The sequence below is a fragment of the Pseudomonas sp. TMB3-21 genome, from assembly GCF_054898145.1.
The window spans coordinates 3,230,184-3,246,393 of sequence record NZ_CM142718.1 but is presented as its reverse complement, the minus strand read 5'-3'; the positions used below and the strand labels follow the sequence as shown (position 1 = coordinate 3,246,393).

The 16,210-nt window shown below is 58.2% G+C and carries 11 protein-coding genes; 6 read left to right on the top strand and 5 right to left on the bottom strand.

What is annotated here, in order from left to right; genetic code table 11:
- Positions 1–25 precede the first annotated feature (25 nt).
- The 4 genes from ACYZTS_RS15005 (at position 26) to ACYZTS_RS14990 (ending at position 9,117) form a co-directional block, all read left to right on the top strand.
- A complete protein-coding gene (locus tag ACYZTS_RS15005; protein ID WP_461990135.1) occupies positions 26–1,354 on the top strand; it encodes a deoxyguanosinetriphosphate triphosphohydrolase in 1,329 nt (442 codons plus the stop codon).
- A 485-nt stretch (positions 1,355–1,839) separates the two neighbouring features.
- Positions 1,840–2,466: a response regulator transcription factor gene (locus ACYZTS_RS15000; RefSeq protein WP_028620684.1), complete on the top strand. Its 627-nt coding sequence runs from the start codon at positions 1,840–1,842 to the stop codon at positions 2,464–2,466.
- A gap of 8 nt (positions 2,467–2,474) precedes the next feature.
- The gene (locus ACYZTS_RS14995) at positions 2,475–6,119 is read left to right on the top strand and encodes a transporter substrate-binding domain-containing protein (protein ID WP_461990133.1); all 3,645 of its coding nucleotides are present in this window, start codon (positions 2,475–2,477) and stop codon (positions 6,117–6,119) included.
- A 49-nt stretch (positions 6,120–6,168) separates the two neighbouring features.
- On the top strand, positions 6,169–9,117 hold the full coding sequence (locus ACYZTS_RS14990; protein WP_461990131.1) for an HD domain-containing phosphohydrolase: 2,949 nt from the start codon (positions 6,169–6,171) through the stop codon (positions 9,115–9,117).
- On the opposite strand, the gene ACYZTS_RS14985 is transcribed toward ACYZTS_RS14990, so the two are convergent.
- Positions 9,118–9,600: a GAF domain-containing protein gene (locus ACYZTS_RS14985; RefSeq protein ID WP_461990129.1), complete on the bottom strand. Its 483-nt coding sequence runs from the start codon at positions 9,598–9,600 to the stop codon at positions 9,118–9,120.
- Positions 9,597–10,487, bottom strand: a complete 891-nt coding sequence (locus ACYZTS_RS14980) for an ATP-binding protein (protein WP_028620680.1) — start codon at positions 10,485–10,487, stop codon at positions 9,597–9,599. Before ACYZTS_RS14980 ends, ACYZTS_RS14985 begins: the two co-directional genes overlap by 4 nt.
- 165 nt (positions 10,488–10,652) lie before the next feature.
- Here ACYZTS_RS14980 and ACYZTS_RS14975 point away from each other — a divergent pair, with 165 nt between their 5' ends.
- A complete protein-coding gene (locus tag ACYZTS_RS14975) occupies positions 10,653–12,974 on the top strand; it encodes a hybrid sensor histidine kinase/response regulator (RefSeq protein WP_461990127.1) in 2,322 nt (773 codons plus the stop codon).
- Here ACYZTS_RS14975 and ACYZTS_RS14970 read toward each other — a convergent pair.
- The 3 genes from ACYZTS_RS14970 to msrB form a co-directional block, all read right to left on the bottom strand.
- Positions 12,958–13,419 (bottom strand): MarR family winged helix-turn-helix transcriptional regulator, encoded by a 462-nt coding sequence (locus tag ACYZTS_RS14970; RefSeq protein ID WP_028620678.1) that lies wholly within the window; start codon positions 13,417–13,419, stop codon positions 12,958–12,960. The genes ACYZTS_RS14975 and ACYZTS_RS14970 overlap by 17 nt on opposite strands.
- Positions 13,416–13,901 (bottom strand): glutathione peroxidase, encoded by a 486-nt coding sequence (locus tag ACYZTS_RS14965; protein ID WP_028620677.1) that lies wholly within the window; start codon positions 13,899–13,901, stop codon positions 13,416–13,418. Before ACYZTS_RS14965 ends, ACYZTS_RS14970 begins: the two co-directional genes overlap by 4 nt.
- Before the next feature lie 190 nt (positions 13,902–14,091).
- Positions 14,092–14,487 (bottom strand): peptide-methionine (R)-S-oxide reductase MsrB, encoded by a 396-nt coding sequence (msrB, locus tag ACYZTS_RS14960; protein WP_461990125.1) that lies wholly within the window; start codon positions 14,485–14,487, stop codon positions 14,092–14,094.
- A 226-nt stretch (positions 14,488–14,713) separates the two neighbouring features.
- Here msrB and ACYZTS_RS14955 point away from each other — a divergent pair, with 226 nt between their 5' ends.
- Positions 14,714–15,925 (top strand): pyridoxal phosphate-dependent aminotransferase, encoded by a 1,212-nt coding sequence (locus ACYZTS_RS14955; protein ID WP_090188845.1) that lies wholly within the window; start codon positions 14,714–14,716, stop codon positions 15,923–15,925.
- Positions 15,926–16,210 lie beyond the last annotated feature (285 nt).

Genomic DNA, 16,210 nt, shown 5'->3' with positions numbered 1-16,210 from the left:
CAGTCCCCTGACGGAGAGATCAGCCTTGGATTGGCAAACCCTGCTCACCCGCGAACGCCTCGGAAAGCCTCTGCACAGCCCGCAAGAGCTTGGCCGCAGTCCTTTCCATAAAGACCATGACCGCATCATTTTCTCCGGGGCGTTCCGCCGTCTCGGGCGCAAGACCCAAGTCCATCCGGTCACCAGTAACGACCACATCCACACGCGCCTGACCCACTCGCTGGAAGTCAGCTGCGTCGGTCGATCGCTGGGCATGCGGGTCGGTGAAACCATCCGCAGCGCCCTGCCCGACTGGTGCGAACCGAGCGACCTGGGCATGGTGGTGCAATCGGCTTGCCTGGCGCATGACATCGGCAACCCGCCGTTCGGGCATTCCGGCGAAGACGCTATACGCCACTGGTTCAAGCAGGCCGCCGGGCGTGGCTGGCTGGATGCGATGAGCGAAGTCGAACGCGAGGACTTCCTCAATTTCGAGGGCAACGCCCAAGGCTTTCGCGTGCTGACTCAGCTGGAATACCATCAGTTTGATGGCGGCACCCGCCTGACTTACGCCACCCTGGGGACGTATCTCAAATACCCTTGGACGGCCAGGCACGCTGATTCGCTGGGTTACAAAAAGCACAAGTTCGGCTGTTACCAGAGCGAATTGCCCTTACTGGAGCAAATCGCCCATAAACTCGGCCTCCCGCAACTTGAGGAGCAACGCTGGGCGCGCCATCCGCTGGTGTACCTGATGGAAGCGGCGGATGACATCTGTTACGCGCTGATCGACCTCGAAGACGGCCTCGAAATGGAGCTGCTGGAATACGCCGAAGTCGAGTCGCTGCTGCTGGACCTGGTCGGCGACGATCTGCCGGAAACCTATCGCCAGCTCGGCCCGCTGGATTCGCGCCGACGCAAGCTGGCGATCCTGCGTGGCAAGGCGATCGAACACCTGACCAATGCCGCCGCGCGAGCGTTTGTCGAGCAACAGGAGGCGTTGCTGGCCGGTACGCTGCATGGCGATCTCGTTGAGCACATGCATGGCCCGGCAAAGCGTTGCGTGCTGAATGCCAAAGACATGGCGCGCAAAAAAATCTTCCAGGACAAGCGCAAGACCCTGCACGAGATCGGCGCCTACACCACGCTGGAAATCCTCCTAAATGCCTTCTGCGGCGCAGCACTTGAACAGCACAACGGGCGCACGCCATCCTTCAAGAGCCGGCGCATTCTCGATCTGCTGGGAAACAACGCTCCGCATCCAGACGGGCCTTTACACACTTCGTTCCTGCGCATGATTGATTTCATCGCCGGCATGACCGACAGCTACGCCAGTGAAATGGCGCTGGAAATGACCGGCCGTTCGAGCAAGTGAGACATCGGCTGATCAGCTCTTACATTTCTTTCAAGGGCTGATCAGCCTGACAGTGCAAGTACTGGCAGCGTACGCAACAATCTTCTACGCGCGCTGGTAGAAGTCCGGATCAATAAGTTGGCAACACTCACGAACAATTAACACCCTCGATTCGAAATATTAAATATTCAACCCAAATTACAATCTGACAGGCACACACTGCAAAAACGTTGAAACAACCCAGATCCAGAAAACCATTGACCTTACAAACAAACCAAAAGCCTTTAGCTGACTAAACCTGAACCACATAAAATCTCTTGTTATCGCCTTTATTCAACAGCAACTATCTTGCGCTTCCTCATATAAAAACCTAGTTGATACGTCGTCTATTTCTTCTTTGTTTGTAGGACTATTCCTATATTGCTGCTTCTGGCGGGCGAGTCCATGCGGTCCTCCAGGCATCTGAGCTAAGGTGCGCGCTTTATCCAAACCCCATGGGATTGATTATGAACTCCGTCTTTATTGTCGACGACCATCCTGTTATCCGGCTTGCAGTCCGGATGCTGCTTGAACACGAAGGTTATAAAGTCGTTGGTGAAACCGATAATGGCGTAGATGCCATGCAAATGGTACGTGAATGCGTGCCAGACCTGGTGATCCTCGATATCAGCATTCCCAAACTGGACGGCCTCGAAGTACTCGCGCGTTTCAACGCCATGGGTACACCGCTTAAAATTCTTGTACTGACCGCGCAGTGTCCGACTCTTTTCGGTATTCGGTGCATGCAATCCGGTGCATCGGGTTATGTGTGCAAGCAGGAAGACCTGAGTGAGCTGGTCAGCGCCATCAAAGCTGTATTGTCAGGTTACAACTACTTCCCCAGCGAAGCGCTGAATCCTGTAAGAAAAGATGATGCTCGCTTTGCCGAGCTGGAGCTCTTTAAGTCCGTCAACGACCGGGAATTAATGGTGTTACAACTTTTCGCCCAAGGTCGCACCAACAAGGAAATCGCCAAGGGAATGTTCCTCAGCAACAAAACAGTCAGTACTTATAAAAAACGCCTTATGCAAAAGCTCAAGGCGCAGTCTCTGGTTGAACTGATTGAGATGGCGAAACGAAATGCATTAGTGTGAGAAACAGCATGCTCACTCGGATAAAAGACTGTTGCATCATCCTCTTGGCAGGTTTGGGTCTGAGCACCTCACTGTGCGCCGCCGCGGTCGACAGCGAACCCTACGCGTTGCTCGGCCGCTCGATGACCGGCGCTCTGGACGTACGGCTCGACGCATCGCAAAGACAGTGGATCAAGGGTAAGCAGGAGTTGATTCTGGGCACATCGGCACCGGATTATCCGCCGTTCGATCTGACCGTCAGCGGTCAGGACTACGAAGGCTTTACCGCCGATTACGCAGCCATTCTGGGCACCACGACCGGGTTGCCAATCATGGTTCGCCGTTACGCGTCCCGAGGCGCGGCAATCCAGGCGCTCGAAAAAGGTGAAGTCGATCTGCTTGGCACCGCCAACGGTTTCGAGGCTCATCAATCCGACATCGTGCTGTCCTCACCCTACGCGGTGGACCAACCGGTATTGGTCACACGTCAGGGAGAAACCCGTTCACTGGCCGACGGGCTCGCCGGCCTTCGATTGAGCATGGTGTACCACTACCTGCCTTTGCGGGAGGTCCGGGATCTATACCCAAAAGCGACCATCACCTCATATCCCTCCTTTCAGAACGCGATCAATGCGGTCGCATTCGACCAGGCTGATGTGTTCCTTGGCGATACCATTTCGACCCATTACATGCTCAACAAGGGTTATCTCAACAACATCCGCATGGCCAACTTCGGTAAGCATGAAGCTCACGGCTTCAGCTTTGCCGTGCACCGGAACAACCCCCAACTGCTCGCGATCATCAACGCGATGCTGTTGGCAATCCCTCCCAACCAGCGTGAAGACATTGCCCGGCGCTGGAGTGCCGGCAGCGACATACTGCTCACTGATCAAAAGCTGCAACTGACTGACGCCGAGGAACGCTGGCTGGCGAAACATCCCGTGGTGCGCGTGGTTGTCAATGAGGCCTACGCACCGCTGACCTTTTTCGACAGTGAAGGCAACTTTCGCGGCGTTACAGCAGACCTTCTCGAACTGATCAGGCTGCGCACCGGCTTGCGCTTCGACATTCGCCGCAGCCGCAGCACTGGCGGGATGATCGAACAGGTCAATAATCAGCAAGCCGACCTGATCGCGGCTCTGCTCCCCAGTACTCAGCGCGAGCAGACGCTGAATTTCACCCGTCCTTATCTGCAAAATTCTTTCGTATTGCTGACGCGCAAATCCGCGGACAGCCCGACCACCCTCGAACAACTTCAAGACAAACGCCTGACCGTGGCGCAAGGCAATCCACTGATTGATTACCTGCGCCGCGAATACCCGCGAATTCAGCTGATCGAAACCCCGGACACCTTCAGCGCCGTCGAGCTGCTGGCCGAGGGCAAGGCCGAGGGCTCGGTCAATTCCCTGGTGATCGCCAACTATTTCATTTCATCGCGACTGTTCGAACAGCCACTTCAGATCACCACGACCCTCGGTACCCGGCAGGCGGATTTTTCCATGGCAACCGGGCGCGACGCCAAAGAATTAAAAGCGATCATCGACAAAGCTCTCCTGAGCATCGCGCCTGAAGAGCTCGGCATCATCAACAGCCGCTGGCGCGGTTATTCGGCGTCGTCGCAGAGCACCTGGCGTAACTATCAAAGACTGTTTTATCAAATCGTGATTGGCGCAAGCCTGTTGCTGCTGATTTCCATGGCGTGGAACGCGTACATGCGGCGCCAGATCAAGCAGCGGCAGGCAGCCGAACGCGCGCTCAATGACCAACTGGAATTCATGGGATCGCTGCTCAACGGCACACCCCATCCGATCTATGTACGCGATCGCCAAGGGCTGCTGCAAAGCTGCAATGACAGTTATCTCGAAGCCTTCGGTGCCAAACGCGAGGACATCATCGGCAAGAGCGTGATGGAAGGAAGTTTGAGCAACGCTTTCGAAGCCGAGGAGTATCAGGCCGACTACCAGCGTGTAGTCGATGAAGGCACGCCCCTGATCCTCGATCGCCCGCTGCACATCGGCGGCCGTCGGCTGACTATTTACCACTGGATCCTTCCATATCGGGATTCGAGTGGTGATGTGCAAGGCATCATCGGTGGCTGGATCGACATCAGTGACAGACGACAATTGTTCGAGGAACTGCGCTCGGCGAAAGAGCGCGCGGATGAAGCGAATCGGGCAAAAAGCACGTTCCTGGCGACCATGAGCCACGAGATCCGCACCCCGATGAATGCAGTGATCGGCATGCTCGAATTGACGCTCAAACGTATCGGGCACAACCATCCAGACCGCCCGGCCATCGATGTCGCCTATCGCTCCGCCAAAGATATGCTCGAACTGATCGGCGACATTCTCGACATTGCCCGCATAGAATCCGGTCGTTTGAGCCTGAGTCCGGAGCGAGTCAATCCTGGTGAAATCATCGGCTCGGTGGTGCGGATTTTCGAGGGACTCGCGCGTCAGAAAAATCTGCGGCTGCAACTCGAGTTCAATCCCGACAATCCGGCGGTCGATGTGCTGATCGACCCCATGCGCTTCAAACAGGTGTTGTCCAACCTGATCAGCAACGCTATCAAGTTCACCGAGCAAGGTCACATCAGGGTCGTCGTTGAACTGCTGGCGAGTGCACAACCCGGCCATGTGCAGCTGCTGCTGCAGGTCCATGACAGCGGCGTGGGCATCAGCGTGCAGGATCAACAGCGACTGTTCCAACCCTTTGCCCAGGCCAGCGACAATAGACAGGCAGGCAGAAGCGGCGCAGGCCTTGGCCTGGTCATCAGCCGCAACCTGTGCGAGATGATGGGCGGCAGTCTGCAACTGGAGAGTCGGCTTGGCGTCGGCACGTTGATCAAGGTTTCTCTGAACCTCGTCTGCCAGGTAGCCGAGCCGTGCCGACCGCCGGCTGATGCTGACATATCGTTCACCAACACTCCCTTGAATGTCCTGGTGGTCGATGACCATCCCGCCAACCGTTCTTTGATGTGCCAGCAACTGGAGTTTCTCGGGCATCACTCCACGGTCGCAGAGGATGGCAGTGCCGGACTCGACGCGTGGCAAATCGGTGCGTTCGATCTGGTGATCGTCGACTGCAACATGCCCATCATGAACGGTTACGAACTGGCCCGCGCCATTCGCCGGCATGAGCAAACGACGCAGCGGCCGCCCTGCACGGTCCTGGGGTATACCGCCAACGCGCTGCCTGAGGAAATACAGCGTTGCAGACACGCGGGCATGGATGACTGCCTGTTCAAACCGCTGACACTGACCGCCTTGAGTGAACGACTGGCGGGCATCAGGCCGTCAGTCCCCGCACCGGCGTTCAGCCTCGCCGGCCTGCACTTATTGACGGGCGGCAACCCGGCGATGGACAGACGCCTCCTGAAAGAGATGCAAAACAGCAATGACCAGGACCGCCTGGCACTGCAGGCATTGGCAGGCAGCACGGACCTGAAGTCCTATCTCGATCTCGCGCATAAAATCAAAGGCGCGGCAAGGATCATCCAGGCCGCGCGACTGATAGAAAGTTGCGAAGCGCTCGAAAATATTTGCCATGAAACCGCTCAATCCGACCAATTGATCAACTGCAGCGCGGCCATGCACAGGGCGATGGACGAACTCGGCCAGGCGTTGCAGCAACAAATCGCCTTGAATGACCAAAGCACGATGGCGGAGCCTTAACTATGCTTGCTCGCTGAGCAGTGTGTTAACCATCATGGAGTGACCCGCAATGCCCAGCCCACTGCGCCAGGATCAGCGACGGTTGCCGCTGCACGTCCATATCAGCGTGATGTTCACTTGCCTGCTGTTGCTGACGGGCGTAGTGCTGGGCATTTTCAACTACCGACAAACCACGCAGATCATTCTGGCGAGCAGTGAAAAGCTCTTCGCCCGCATCGAACAGGATGTGCGCCAGGACCTTCAGGCTACCTACGAGCCCATCCGCAATGTGCTGAGCCTGCTGGTACATCACCCGGCGGCTCAGGCAACCGATCTGCAACATCGACTGATTCTGCTCCAGTCTTTCAGCCAGGCCCTGGAAGACAATCCGCACCTTGCCTCACTGTACCTGGGCTACGACAACGGCGATTTTTTCATGGTCCGTCCCCTGCGCGAACCGGCCCTGAAAACGCTAGTTCAAGCGCCGCTCAACGCCCGCTACCAAGTGTGGAGCCTTGAGCGCTCGGGCCCCGATGCGCGCGCACTCTCTCAGTCGCTTTTTTTCGATGAGCATCTGAACCTGATCAGCCGTAATGGAAACGTCGGCGACGACTTCGATCCGCGCACCCGCGCCTGGTACACCGCCGCTCGCAGTGAGAGTGATCAGATAACCACGCAACCCTACATTTTTTTCTCCACTCGCAATGCGGGGACAACACTCGCCCGACGCGTCGGTGAGCACGCGGTCATCGCCGCAGACCTGACTCTGGATGAGCTCTCGGCAAAGCTGGCGAAACACGTGGTCACCCCCGCCACTGAAGTGGTGTTGTTTGATGCGAATGGCAACGCGGTGGCCTATCCGGACTCGCGCAAACTGATCACCGACGGGGAGACCGCCCGCATGGTCAAGGCTGCGGATTTGAGTCCCGGGCTTGCGGCGTTACTGGGCCACGCTGAGACCGGCAATCGGTTGCAAGCTGGAGGCCGGCAATGGATCGTCGCCCGCAGCCAGTTGCAGGAAGGCGGGCCACGGGGTTTGCAACTGGCGTTGCTGGTGCCGGAGGACGAGTTACTGGCCGACGCCTACCGCTTGCGCTGGCAAGGCGCACTGATCACCTTGGCGACCTTGCTGTTGTGCCTGCCCTTGGGCTGGCTGACCTCGCGCACACTGGTCAAACCCTTGCGCACGCTGGTGCAGGAGGCGGATGCCATTCGCAGCTTCAACTTCAGTCTTCCCGCCTCCCGGCGTTCGCCTGTGCTCGAAGTCGACCAGTTGAGCGTATCAATGACGCGCATGAAAGACACCTTGGCCAGCTTTTTCGAAATCACAGAAAGCCTCAGCGCCGAAACACGTTTTACCCCGTTGCTGGAAAGAGTGCTCTTTGAAACGATGAAAATCGGCCAGGCTCAGGCGGGCCTGATCTACTTGCGCGAGAACGATGGCGATCGCTTCGAGCCGCTTGGCCTGGTGATCGGCGACGCATCGCAAGCGGTACCTGCATTCGGCGTTCAAGGCCATCAGCTGGCGGACCCGCAAAGCCCGGCATGGCTGCAGCAACTTGCGCAGACCAATAATGTGGTCACGAATCTGGGCTTCGAGCAGGCGGGTGACTTGCAGCATGTGTTGCAGGCGATGGAATGCCCACGGGTGCATCTGATCGGCATCCGGCTGCACAACCGCCGCAATGAAACTGTCGGCCTGCTGACCCTCCTGCTGGCAGACAGCGGCAGGCAAAGCGATCTGGAAAAACTCCAGCCGGACCGTATCGCATTTCTGCAAGCGGTGTCCGGTGCGGCGGCGGTGTGCATCGAAAGTCAGCGCCTGCAAGCCAGGCAGAAACAATTGCTGGATGCCTTCATCCAGCTGCTCGCCGGCGCCATTGATGCAAAAAGCCCGTACACCGGTGGTCATTGCCAGCGTGTACCGGCGCTGACGTTGATGATCGCCCAAGCTGCGGCTGCCAGCCAGTCGCCGGCCTTCTTCGGTTATAAGCCTACGGAAGATGAATGGGAGGCGCTGCACATCGCCGCTTGGCTGCACGACTGCGGCAAGGTCACGACCCCGGAATATGTGGTTGATAAAGCCACCAAACTGGAAACCCTGAACGACCGTATCCACGAAGTCCGCACCCGATTCGAGGTGCTCAAGCGCGATGCCTGGATCAATTACTGGCAGGCCGTGGCGCTGGGCGGTGACGAGCATCATCTGGGCGAGCTGCGTAATGCCAGTCTCGCGGCGCTGGACGATGATTTCGCCTTTGTTGCGCGCTGCAATCTGGGCGGCGAGGCCATGGCCGAGGCGGATTTGCAAAGGTTGCGCAGCGTGGCTCAGAGGACCTGGACGCGTACCCTGGACGATCGACTGGGCGTTTCCTGGGAAGAGAACAGGCGTCAGGCTCGCACTCCGCCACCCACCCTGCCTTTGAACGAGCCGCTGCTGGCGGATAAACCCGAGCACCTGTTCGAGCGCGCATCAGGCGAACTGATTCCGCCCGACAACCCTTGGGGCTTCAAGCTCGAGGTGCCGCTCTACAAGTACAACCGGGGCGAACTTTACAACCTGAGCATCGCTCGCGGTACGCTGACACGAGAGGAGCGTTACATCATCAACCATCACATGGTGCAGACGATTCTGATGCTCAGTCACCTGCCCTTCCCCAGCCACCTCGACACCGTGGCGGAAATCGCCGGCGGCCACCATGAAAAAATGGACGGCACCGGTTATCCGAAAAGGTTGAAGCGCGATGAGATGAGCCTGCCCGCGCGGATGATGGCGATTGCCGATATTTTCGAGGCGTTGACCGCCGCCGATAGACCGTACAAAAAAGCCAAATCGATGAGTGAAGCGCTGGGCATCATGGCCACCATGTGCCGTGACGCCCACATTGATCCGGAGCTGTTCGAGCTGTTCATCACCGCAGAGGTCTATCGGCAGTACGCTGAGCAATTCCTCGATCCGAAACAGATTGATGAGGTGGACGCGCCTGGCCTGCTGGTCAAGGCAGGGTTGCGCCCTTGATCAGCAGTCAGTCAAACGCAGAAAAATAGCCGCCAATTGTTCGATCCCTGCCTGATCGTCAGCGCTGAAGCGGCCGACCTTGGGGCTGTCCAGATCCAGTACGCCGATCAGCTTGCCGTCCTTCACCAGAGGCACGACCAGCTCGCTGTTGGAGGCGCTGTCGCAGGCGATATGACCGGGAAATGCGTGCACGTCTTCCACGCGCTGAGTCTGCAAAGTCGCCGCTGCTGCCCCGCACACGCCTCGGCCAAAGGGGATGCGTACGCAGGCAATCTGCCCCTGAAACGGCCCCAAAACCAGCTCTTCATTGCGATTGAAATAGAAGCCCGCCCAGTTCAAATCATCGAGCTGGTTGTAGAGAAACGCCGAAAACTGCGCCGCGTTGGCGATGAAATCGCGCTCGTCCGCCAGCAGTGATTGCAGCTGTGCGTGCAGCATGCCGTAGCCTTCGAGGCCCTGGCCGCTTTGTTGTAAATCGATCATGCCTTGTGCTCCAACAGCTTGAGCCCGACCCAATAGCGGGCGAATTGATAAGCGCAACGTCCATTGCGATTGCCCCGGCCGGTAGCCCAGCGCACGGCAAGAATATCGAGTTCCTCGTTGCGTTCCCACGGCAGGCCGGCCTTGTCGGCCAGTTGCCCGATCCAGTGCTCGACCACGTTGAGAAAGTGCTCCTGGGTAAACGGGTAAAACGACAGCCACAGTCCAAAACGGTCGGACAGTGCGATCTTGTCTTCAACTGCCTCGCTGGGGTGCAGTTCGCCGTCGACGCGTTTCCAGTTTTCGTTGTCGCTTTCCTTCTCCGGTACCAGGTGGCGACGGTTGGAGGTGGCGTACAGCAAAACGTTGTCCGGAGCCTGTTCGAGCGAGCCGTCGAGCACGCTCTTGAGCACGCGATAATCGCCCTCGCCCGATTCGAACGACAGGTCATCGCAAAAAAGCACGAAACGTTGCGGCAATTTGGCGATCTGTTCGACCACCCGCGGCAAGTCGGCGAGATGATCGCGTTCGATCTCGATCAAGCGCAGGCCGGCCCCGGCATGTTCGGCCAGCAAGGCACGCACCAGCGATGATTTGCCGGTGCCACGCGAGCCCCACAGCAAGGCATGGTTGGCCGGCATGCCATCAAGGAACTGACGGGTATTGCGGCCCAGCTGTTCGAGTTGGCGATCAACGCCGATCAGGTCGGACAAGCGCATGTCGAGGCTGACTTCCAGCGGCAACAGAAAACCGCTGCGCCCTTCACGCTGCCAGCGCGCGGCCAGGCATTGCGACCAGTCGATCGCTTGCCGTGGCGCCGGCAACAGTGGTTCGATACGGGCCAGAACGGCATCGGCGCGTTCAAGAAAAGCATTCAATCGGGAATCCACGTCTTCTCCTCGGGCACGTTCACAGTGATGATGGCGGTACGACGAGCAAACACAGTTTTTCGGTGTGCGCAGCGGTCCTTGAAGACGGACTGCGAGAGCACCGGTTTCCATGCATGATCGACTATGCTTGAGCAGCGAAGGGAAACGGAAGTGGTTCAACACCCAATGGATATCAAGTTCACCAACCGGCTGTCCTATAAACAGGCCCGGCTCACCGTGCTGGTCGGTTTCATTCTGGGCACGCTGCTCAGTCTGGTGCAGATCGGCATCGATTATGCCAGCGAAGACGCTTCCATCAACCGTGAAATCCTGTCTTTGCTGGAAATCAGCCACAACCCCGCCTCGCGCATTGCCTACAACATCGACGCTGAACTCGCACAGGAACTGTCGCTTGGATTATTACGCTCACCGGCAATCATCGGCGCGCACCTGACCGACAACAACGGCAATGTACTGGCCAGCGTCAAGCGCTCGGGGCTGCAGAGCGGTTATCGCCTGATCAGCGACTCGCTGTTCGGCGCCAGCCGCCAGTTCGAAGACCGTTTATACCTCGACCACTTGCCAAACGAATCCCTCGGCACCCTGCGCCTCGACGTCGACACCTACTCCTTCGGCAGCCGTTTCCTGCGTCGTGCTGAAGTGACCCTGCTCAACGGCTTTGCTCGCAGCCTGCTGCTGACCGGCATTCTGCTGGCGTTGTTTTACGTGATGCTGACCAAACCCTTGGTGCGAGTGATCCGTGAACTCAGCAGCCGCGACCCGCGCAGCGCCGAACCGACCTTGCTGGAATACCCGGCCGGGCACGAAAACGACGAGATCGGCGTGCTGGTCAAAGTGGCTAATCAACAATTCGAAAACATCGCGACTGAAATTCAACAACGGCGCACCGCTGAAAACCGCCTGACCGATTACCTCGGGCAACTGGAAAATATTGTTTCCGCGCGTACAGCCGAGCTCAAGGCGATCAATGCCCGACTCAGCCAATCCAATCAGGAGCTGGAAGTTGCGCGCAGCACTGCGCTGGACATGGCCGAAGCGCGGTCGGCCTTCCTCGCCAACATGAGCCACGAAATCCGCACGCCTTTGAACGGCTTGCTGGGCATGATCGCACTGTCGCTCGACAGTCCGTTGAATGCCGAACAACAGCAACAACTGTCGATCGCACATGACTCAGGCAAAGTGCTGGTCGAATTGCTTAACGACATTCTCGATCTGTCCAAATTCGATGCCGGTCAGCTCGAACTCGAGCACATCCCGTTCGACCTCGGCGTGCTGATCGAGGACACCGCCAACCTGCTCTCGCAGAATGCCGCGCCCAGCGTCGAACTGACCTGCCTGATTGAACCGGCATTTCCGGCGCTGGTGCTGGGCGACCCGACGCGCGTGCGGCAAATCGTCAGCAACCTGTTGTCGAATGCGCTGAAATTTACCCGTTTCGGCCGCGTCGATGTGCGTTTGTCGGTATTCGAAGGCGGCGTCAGGATTGAGGTGTGCGACACCGGTATCGGTATTCCTCAGGATGCCCAAGTGAAGATATTTCAGCCATTCACCCAGGCGGGCGCGGGCATTACCCGGCAGTTTGGCGGTACCGGGCTGGGGCTGGCGCTGACTTACAACCTGTGTGAAGCGATGCGCGGGCGGCTGACCATCAGCTCGGAAGCGGGGTTTGGCAGCCAGTTCTGTGCCGACCTGCCGCTGCCCTGCCATACCCGCGCACTGCCGCCGGCGACGTTACGCGGTAAAGTCGTCGCGATTACCACGGCCAGCAGCGGTCTGGCGGAACTGCTGAACAGTTTGCTACCAGGCTGGGGAGTCGATTACGTGCAGCGCACGATCGACGATTCGATGATCGGTCTGAACCCTGACGTGGTCATTACCGACTGTCCCGAATGCCTGTTTGGTCTGCGCCCGACCTGCAGCGCGCCAATTCTGCTGGTGACCGCTTATGGCAGCTTCCTGCCCAGCGAAGAAGCCAGTGCGCTGGCGCCCTTGCAACAGCAGGCACGCCCTCTGGCCCGCAACGCACTGTGCCAGACGCTGCGGCGAATTCTGCAACCGGAAACCAACACCCTCAACGACGCCCGGCTGGAGGCATTGTCGCCGCTGCGGCGTGGTCGGGTGCTGTTGGTGGAGGACAACCCGGTCAATCAGTTGGTCGCCAAAGGCATGCTGGGAAAACTCGGTTGCGAGGTGATCGTCGCTGCGCATGGCGGCGAGGCGCTGGATCAGCTTGAAAGCAGCGAATTCGATCTGGTGCTGATGGACTGCAACATGCCGGTGATGGACGGCTACGAGGCCAGCCGGCAAATCCGTCGCAGCGGGCGCTGGCCGCAATTGCCGATCGTTGCGCTGACCGCCAACGCCATGTCCGAAGAACGCGAACGTTGCCGTGCAGCCGGCATGAGTGACTATCTGGCCAAGCCTTTTCGCCGGGAAGAACTGGCCGCCGTGCTGGACCTGTGGATGCCGGCTACGACAATGCCCTGATCTGCCCCAGCAGGTGATCAAGTCCGCCACGTAATTCATTCAGCCGATCCAGATCCACCCCGCTGTCGCACAACAGGCGAGCCTTGAGTGGGCCGACCTGTTCGCGCAAGGCTTTGCCAGCAGGTGTCAGGCTCAGGTGCATTTCGCGTTCATCCCGTGTTGAGCGCTGACGCTGCACCAGTTGCAGTTGCTCAAGGCGTTTGAGCAGCGGCGTCAACGTCCCGGAATCCAGCGCCAGACGTTCGCCCAAGGCCTTGACCGTCGGCTGGCCTGGCGCTGCTTCCTGCCATTCCCACAACACCAGCATCGCCAGATACTGCGGATAGGTCAGGCCGAGCTGATCGAGCATCGGCTTGTAGGCTCGAATCACCGCCCGCGAAGCCGCGTACAGCTTGAAACACAGTTGACTGTCGAGCTTGAGGGAATCGGGAGGCAGGCTGTTCATTTGAGCAGGGCTTCAATCTCGCGGCTCAGATCCTGCGGTTTGGTGGCCGGAGCAAAGCGCTTGACCAGTTGACCGTCCTTGCCGATCAGGAACTTGGTGAAATTCCATTTGATGCCCTGGGAGCCCAACACGCCCGGTGCACGCTTTTTCAACTGGACGAACAGCGGATGCGCGCCTGCGCCATTGACCTCGATCTTCTTGAACAGCGGGAAACTGACGCCGAAATTCAACTCGCAGAACTCCGAAATCGCCCCTTCATTGCCCGGCTCCTGCTTGCCGAACTGGTTGCAGGGAAAGCCCAGCACGACCAGACCTTGATCCTTGTAGGTTTGCCAGAGCTGTTCGAGGCCTTTGTATTGAGGGGTGAAGCCGCATTTGCTGGCGGTGTTGACGACCAACACGGCCTTGCCGGCGAAATCCGCCAGGGTCTTTTGCTCACCGGTGATCGTGGTGCAGGGAATGCTCAGCAGATTATCGCTCATGGCTTGGCCCTTGGAGGAAGGAAGAAAAGACAAACATAGCGAGCAATTGAATTGCGTGCAATTTAATATTCCAAGACAACACATGCGAATCATCGTAGGAGCCGGCTTGCTGGCGATAGCGCCGTGTCAGTCAATACCTTTATGACTGTTCCACCGCTATCGCCAGCAAGCCGGCTACAGGTCCAGGCGATCAGTCGCGCGGTACCAGGTCCAGGCACACCGAGTTGATGCAATAACGCAGGCCGGTCGGCGGCGGACCATCGGGAAACACATGGCCCAGATGCGCTTCACACTTGGCGCAGACCACTTCGGTACGGATCATGCCGTGGCTTACATCACGAATCTCGACCATGGCACTGTCGCCAATGGGCGCGTAGAAGCTTGGCCAGCCGCAGCCGGAATCAAATTTGGTCTTCGAATCGAACAGCGGCTCATTGCAGCAGATGCAGTGATATACGCCTTCGGTCTTGGTGTCGTTGTATTTACCGGAAAAAGGCCGCTCGGTGCCTTTCAGGCGGCAAACGTTGTATTGCTCCGGATCGAGCATGGCGCGCCATTCGTCCAGGGTTTTTTCCAACTTTTCCATCGTCACACCTCAGCAGCTGAAAAAGCCCGATCTGTACCTTTTCCACGGATCGGTCGGCACGTATGATTGCGCCTCGTCAAACGCCAGTCTGGCAGCCAGACCACGCGCATTCAAACGGATTTATGGTGCTGCACGCTCAAGGCGTCAGGCCTGTGTGAATTCGCAGGATTCCCAGTACGGTAGTTCATACACCGCCTGGATCGTTCATTTTCAGGAACACATCGCCATGCAGGTCAGCAAATCGAACAAGCTCGCCAACGTCTGCTACGACATTCGCGGGCCAGTGCTCAAGCACGCCAAACGCCTGGAAGAGGAAGGTCATCGCATCCTCAAGCTGAACATCGGCAACCCGGCACCCTTTGGTTTCGAAGCGCCGGATGAAATCCTTCAGGACGTGATCCGCAACCTGCCGACTGCCCAGGGTTACAGCGATTCCAAAGGCCTCTTCAGTGCGCGCAAAGCGGTCATGCAGTATTACCAGCAGAAGCAGGTGGAAGGTGTCGGCATCGAAGACATCTACTTGGGCAACGGCGTTTCCGAACTGATCGTGATGTCGATGCAGGCGCTGCTCAACAATGGCGACGAAGTGCTGGTGCCGGCTCCGGATTATCCGCTGTGGACCGCTGCAGTCAGCCTGTCCGGCGGTAACCCGGTGCATTATCTGTGCGACGAACAGGCCAACTGGTGGCCGGACCTGGCCGACATCAAGGCCAAGATCACCCCGAACACCAAGGCACTGGTGATCATCAACCCGAACAACCCGACCGGCGCGGTGTACTCCAGAGAAGTGCTGCTGGGCATGCTCGAATTGGCCCGCCAGCACAACCTGGTGGTCTTTTCCGACGAGATCTACGACAAGATTCTCTACGACGACGCTGTGCACATCTGCACCGCATCACTGGCGCCGGACCTGCTGTGCCTGACGTTCAATGGCCTGTCCAAATCCTACCGTGTGGCCGGTTTCCGTTCTGGCTGGATCGCCATCTCCGGTCCGAAACATCATGCACAAAGCTACATCGAAGGCATCGACATGCTGGCCAACATGCGTCTATGCGCGAACGTGCCGAGCCAGCATGCCATCCAGACCGCCCTCGGCGGTTATCAGAGCATCAATGATCTGGTGCTGCCGCAAGGGCGACTGCTGGAACAACGCAATCGTACCTGGGAGCTGCTCAACGATATTCCGGGCGTGAGCTGCGTCAAGCCGATGGGCGCGCTGTACGCGTTCCCGCGGATCGATCCGAAAGTCTGCCCGATTCACAACGACGAAAAGTTCGTGCTCGACCTGCTGTTATCCGAGAAGCTGCTTGTCGTGCAGGGCACCGCGTTCAACTGGCCGTGGCCGGACCACTTCCGTGTGGTGACGCTGCCGCGCGTGGACGATCTGGACATGGCCATCGGCCGCATCGGCAACTTCCTCAAGTCCTACCGCCAGTAAGGCGTTCGATCCTGGCGCGACTTGTCTAAAAAGTCGCTCCAGGATTGATTCAGCAACATATCTTTGCACCCTGACGGACTTCGCAACGCCGGCTACATGCGATTGGCCTGTTTTGCGCTTGCGCGTAACAATTACGGGGGCTGCGTGGCAAACTGCCAGACGAACATATTGCTCACAGCCGTCGGAAATGCCCTTCAAGGCGCGGTACTTTCGCTGTAGGACACAGTTTGAAATAGTCACCCGGTTGAATAGCCCGGTGCCGCACCTTATATACCCCGCAGTAAG

Bases quoted from the DNA above. Each gene is read 5' to 3' on its own strand.
- ACYZTS_RS15000 (WP_028620684.1), top strand. From the start codon at position 1,840: ATGAACTCCGTCTTTATTGTCGACGACCATCCTGTTATCCGGCTTGCA.
- ACYZTS_RS14995 (WP_461990133.1), top strand. From the start codon at position 2,475: ATGCTCACTCGGATAAAAGACTGTTGCATCATCCTCTTGGCAGGTTTG.
- ACYZTS_RS14990 (WP_461990131.1), top strand. From the start codon at position 6,169: ATGCCCAGCCCACTGCGCCAGGATCAGCGACGGTTGCCGCTGCACGTC.
- ACYZTS_RS14985 (WP_461990129.1), bottom strand. From the start codon at position 9,600: ATGATCGATTTACAACAAAGCGGCCAGGGCCTCGAAGGCTACGGCATG.
- ACYZTS_RS14975 (WP_461990127.1), top strand. From the start codon at position 10,653: ATGGATATCAAGTTCACCAACCGGCTGTCCTATAAACAGGCCCGGCTC.
- ACYZTS_RS14970 (WP_028620678.1), bottom strand. From the start codon at position 13,419: ATGAACAGCCTGCCTCCCGATTCCCTCAAGCTCGACAGTCAACTGTGT.
- ACYZTS_RS14965 (WP_028620677.1), bottom strand. From the start codon at position 13,901: ATGAGCGATAATCTGCTGAGCATTCCCTGCACCACGATCACCGGTGAG.
- msrB (WP_461990125.1), bottom strand. From the start codon at position 14,487: ATGGAAAAGTTGGAAAAAACCCTGGACGAATGGCGCGCCATGCTCGAT.
- ACYZTS_RS14955 (WP_090188845.1), top strand. From the start codon at position 14,714: ATGCAGGTCAGCAAATCGAACAAGCTCGCCAACGTCTGCTACGACATT.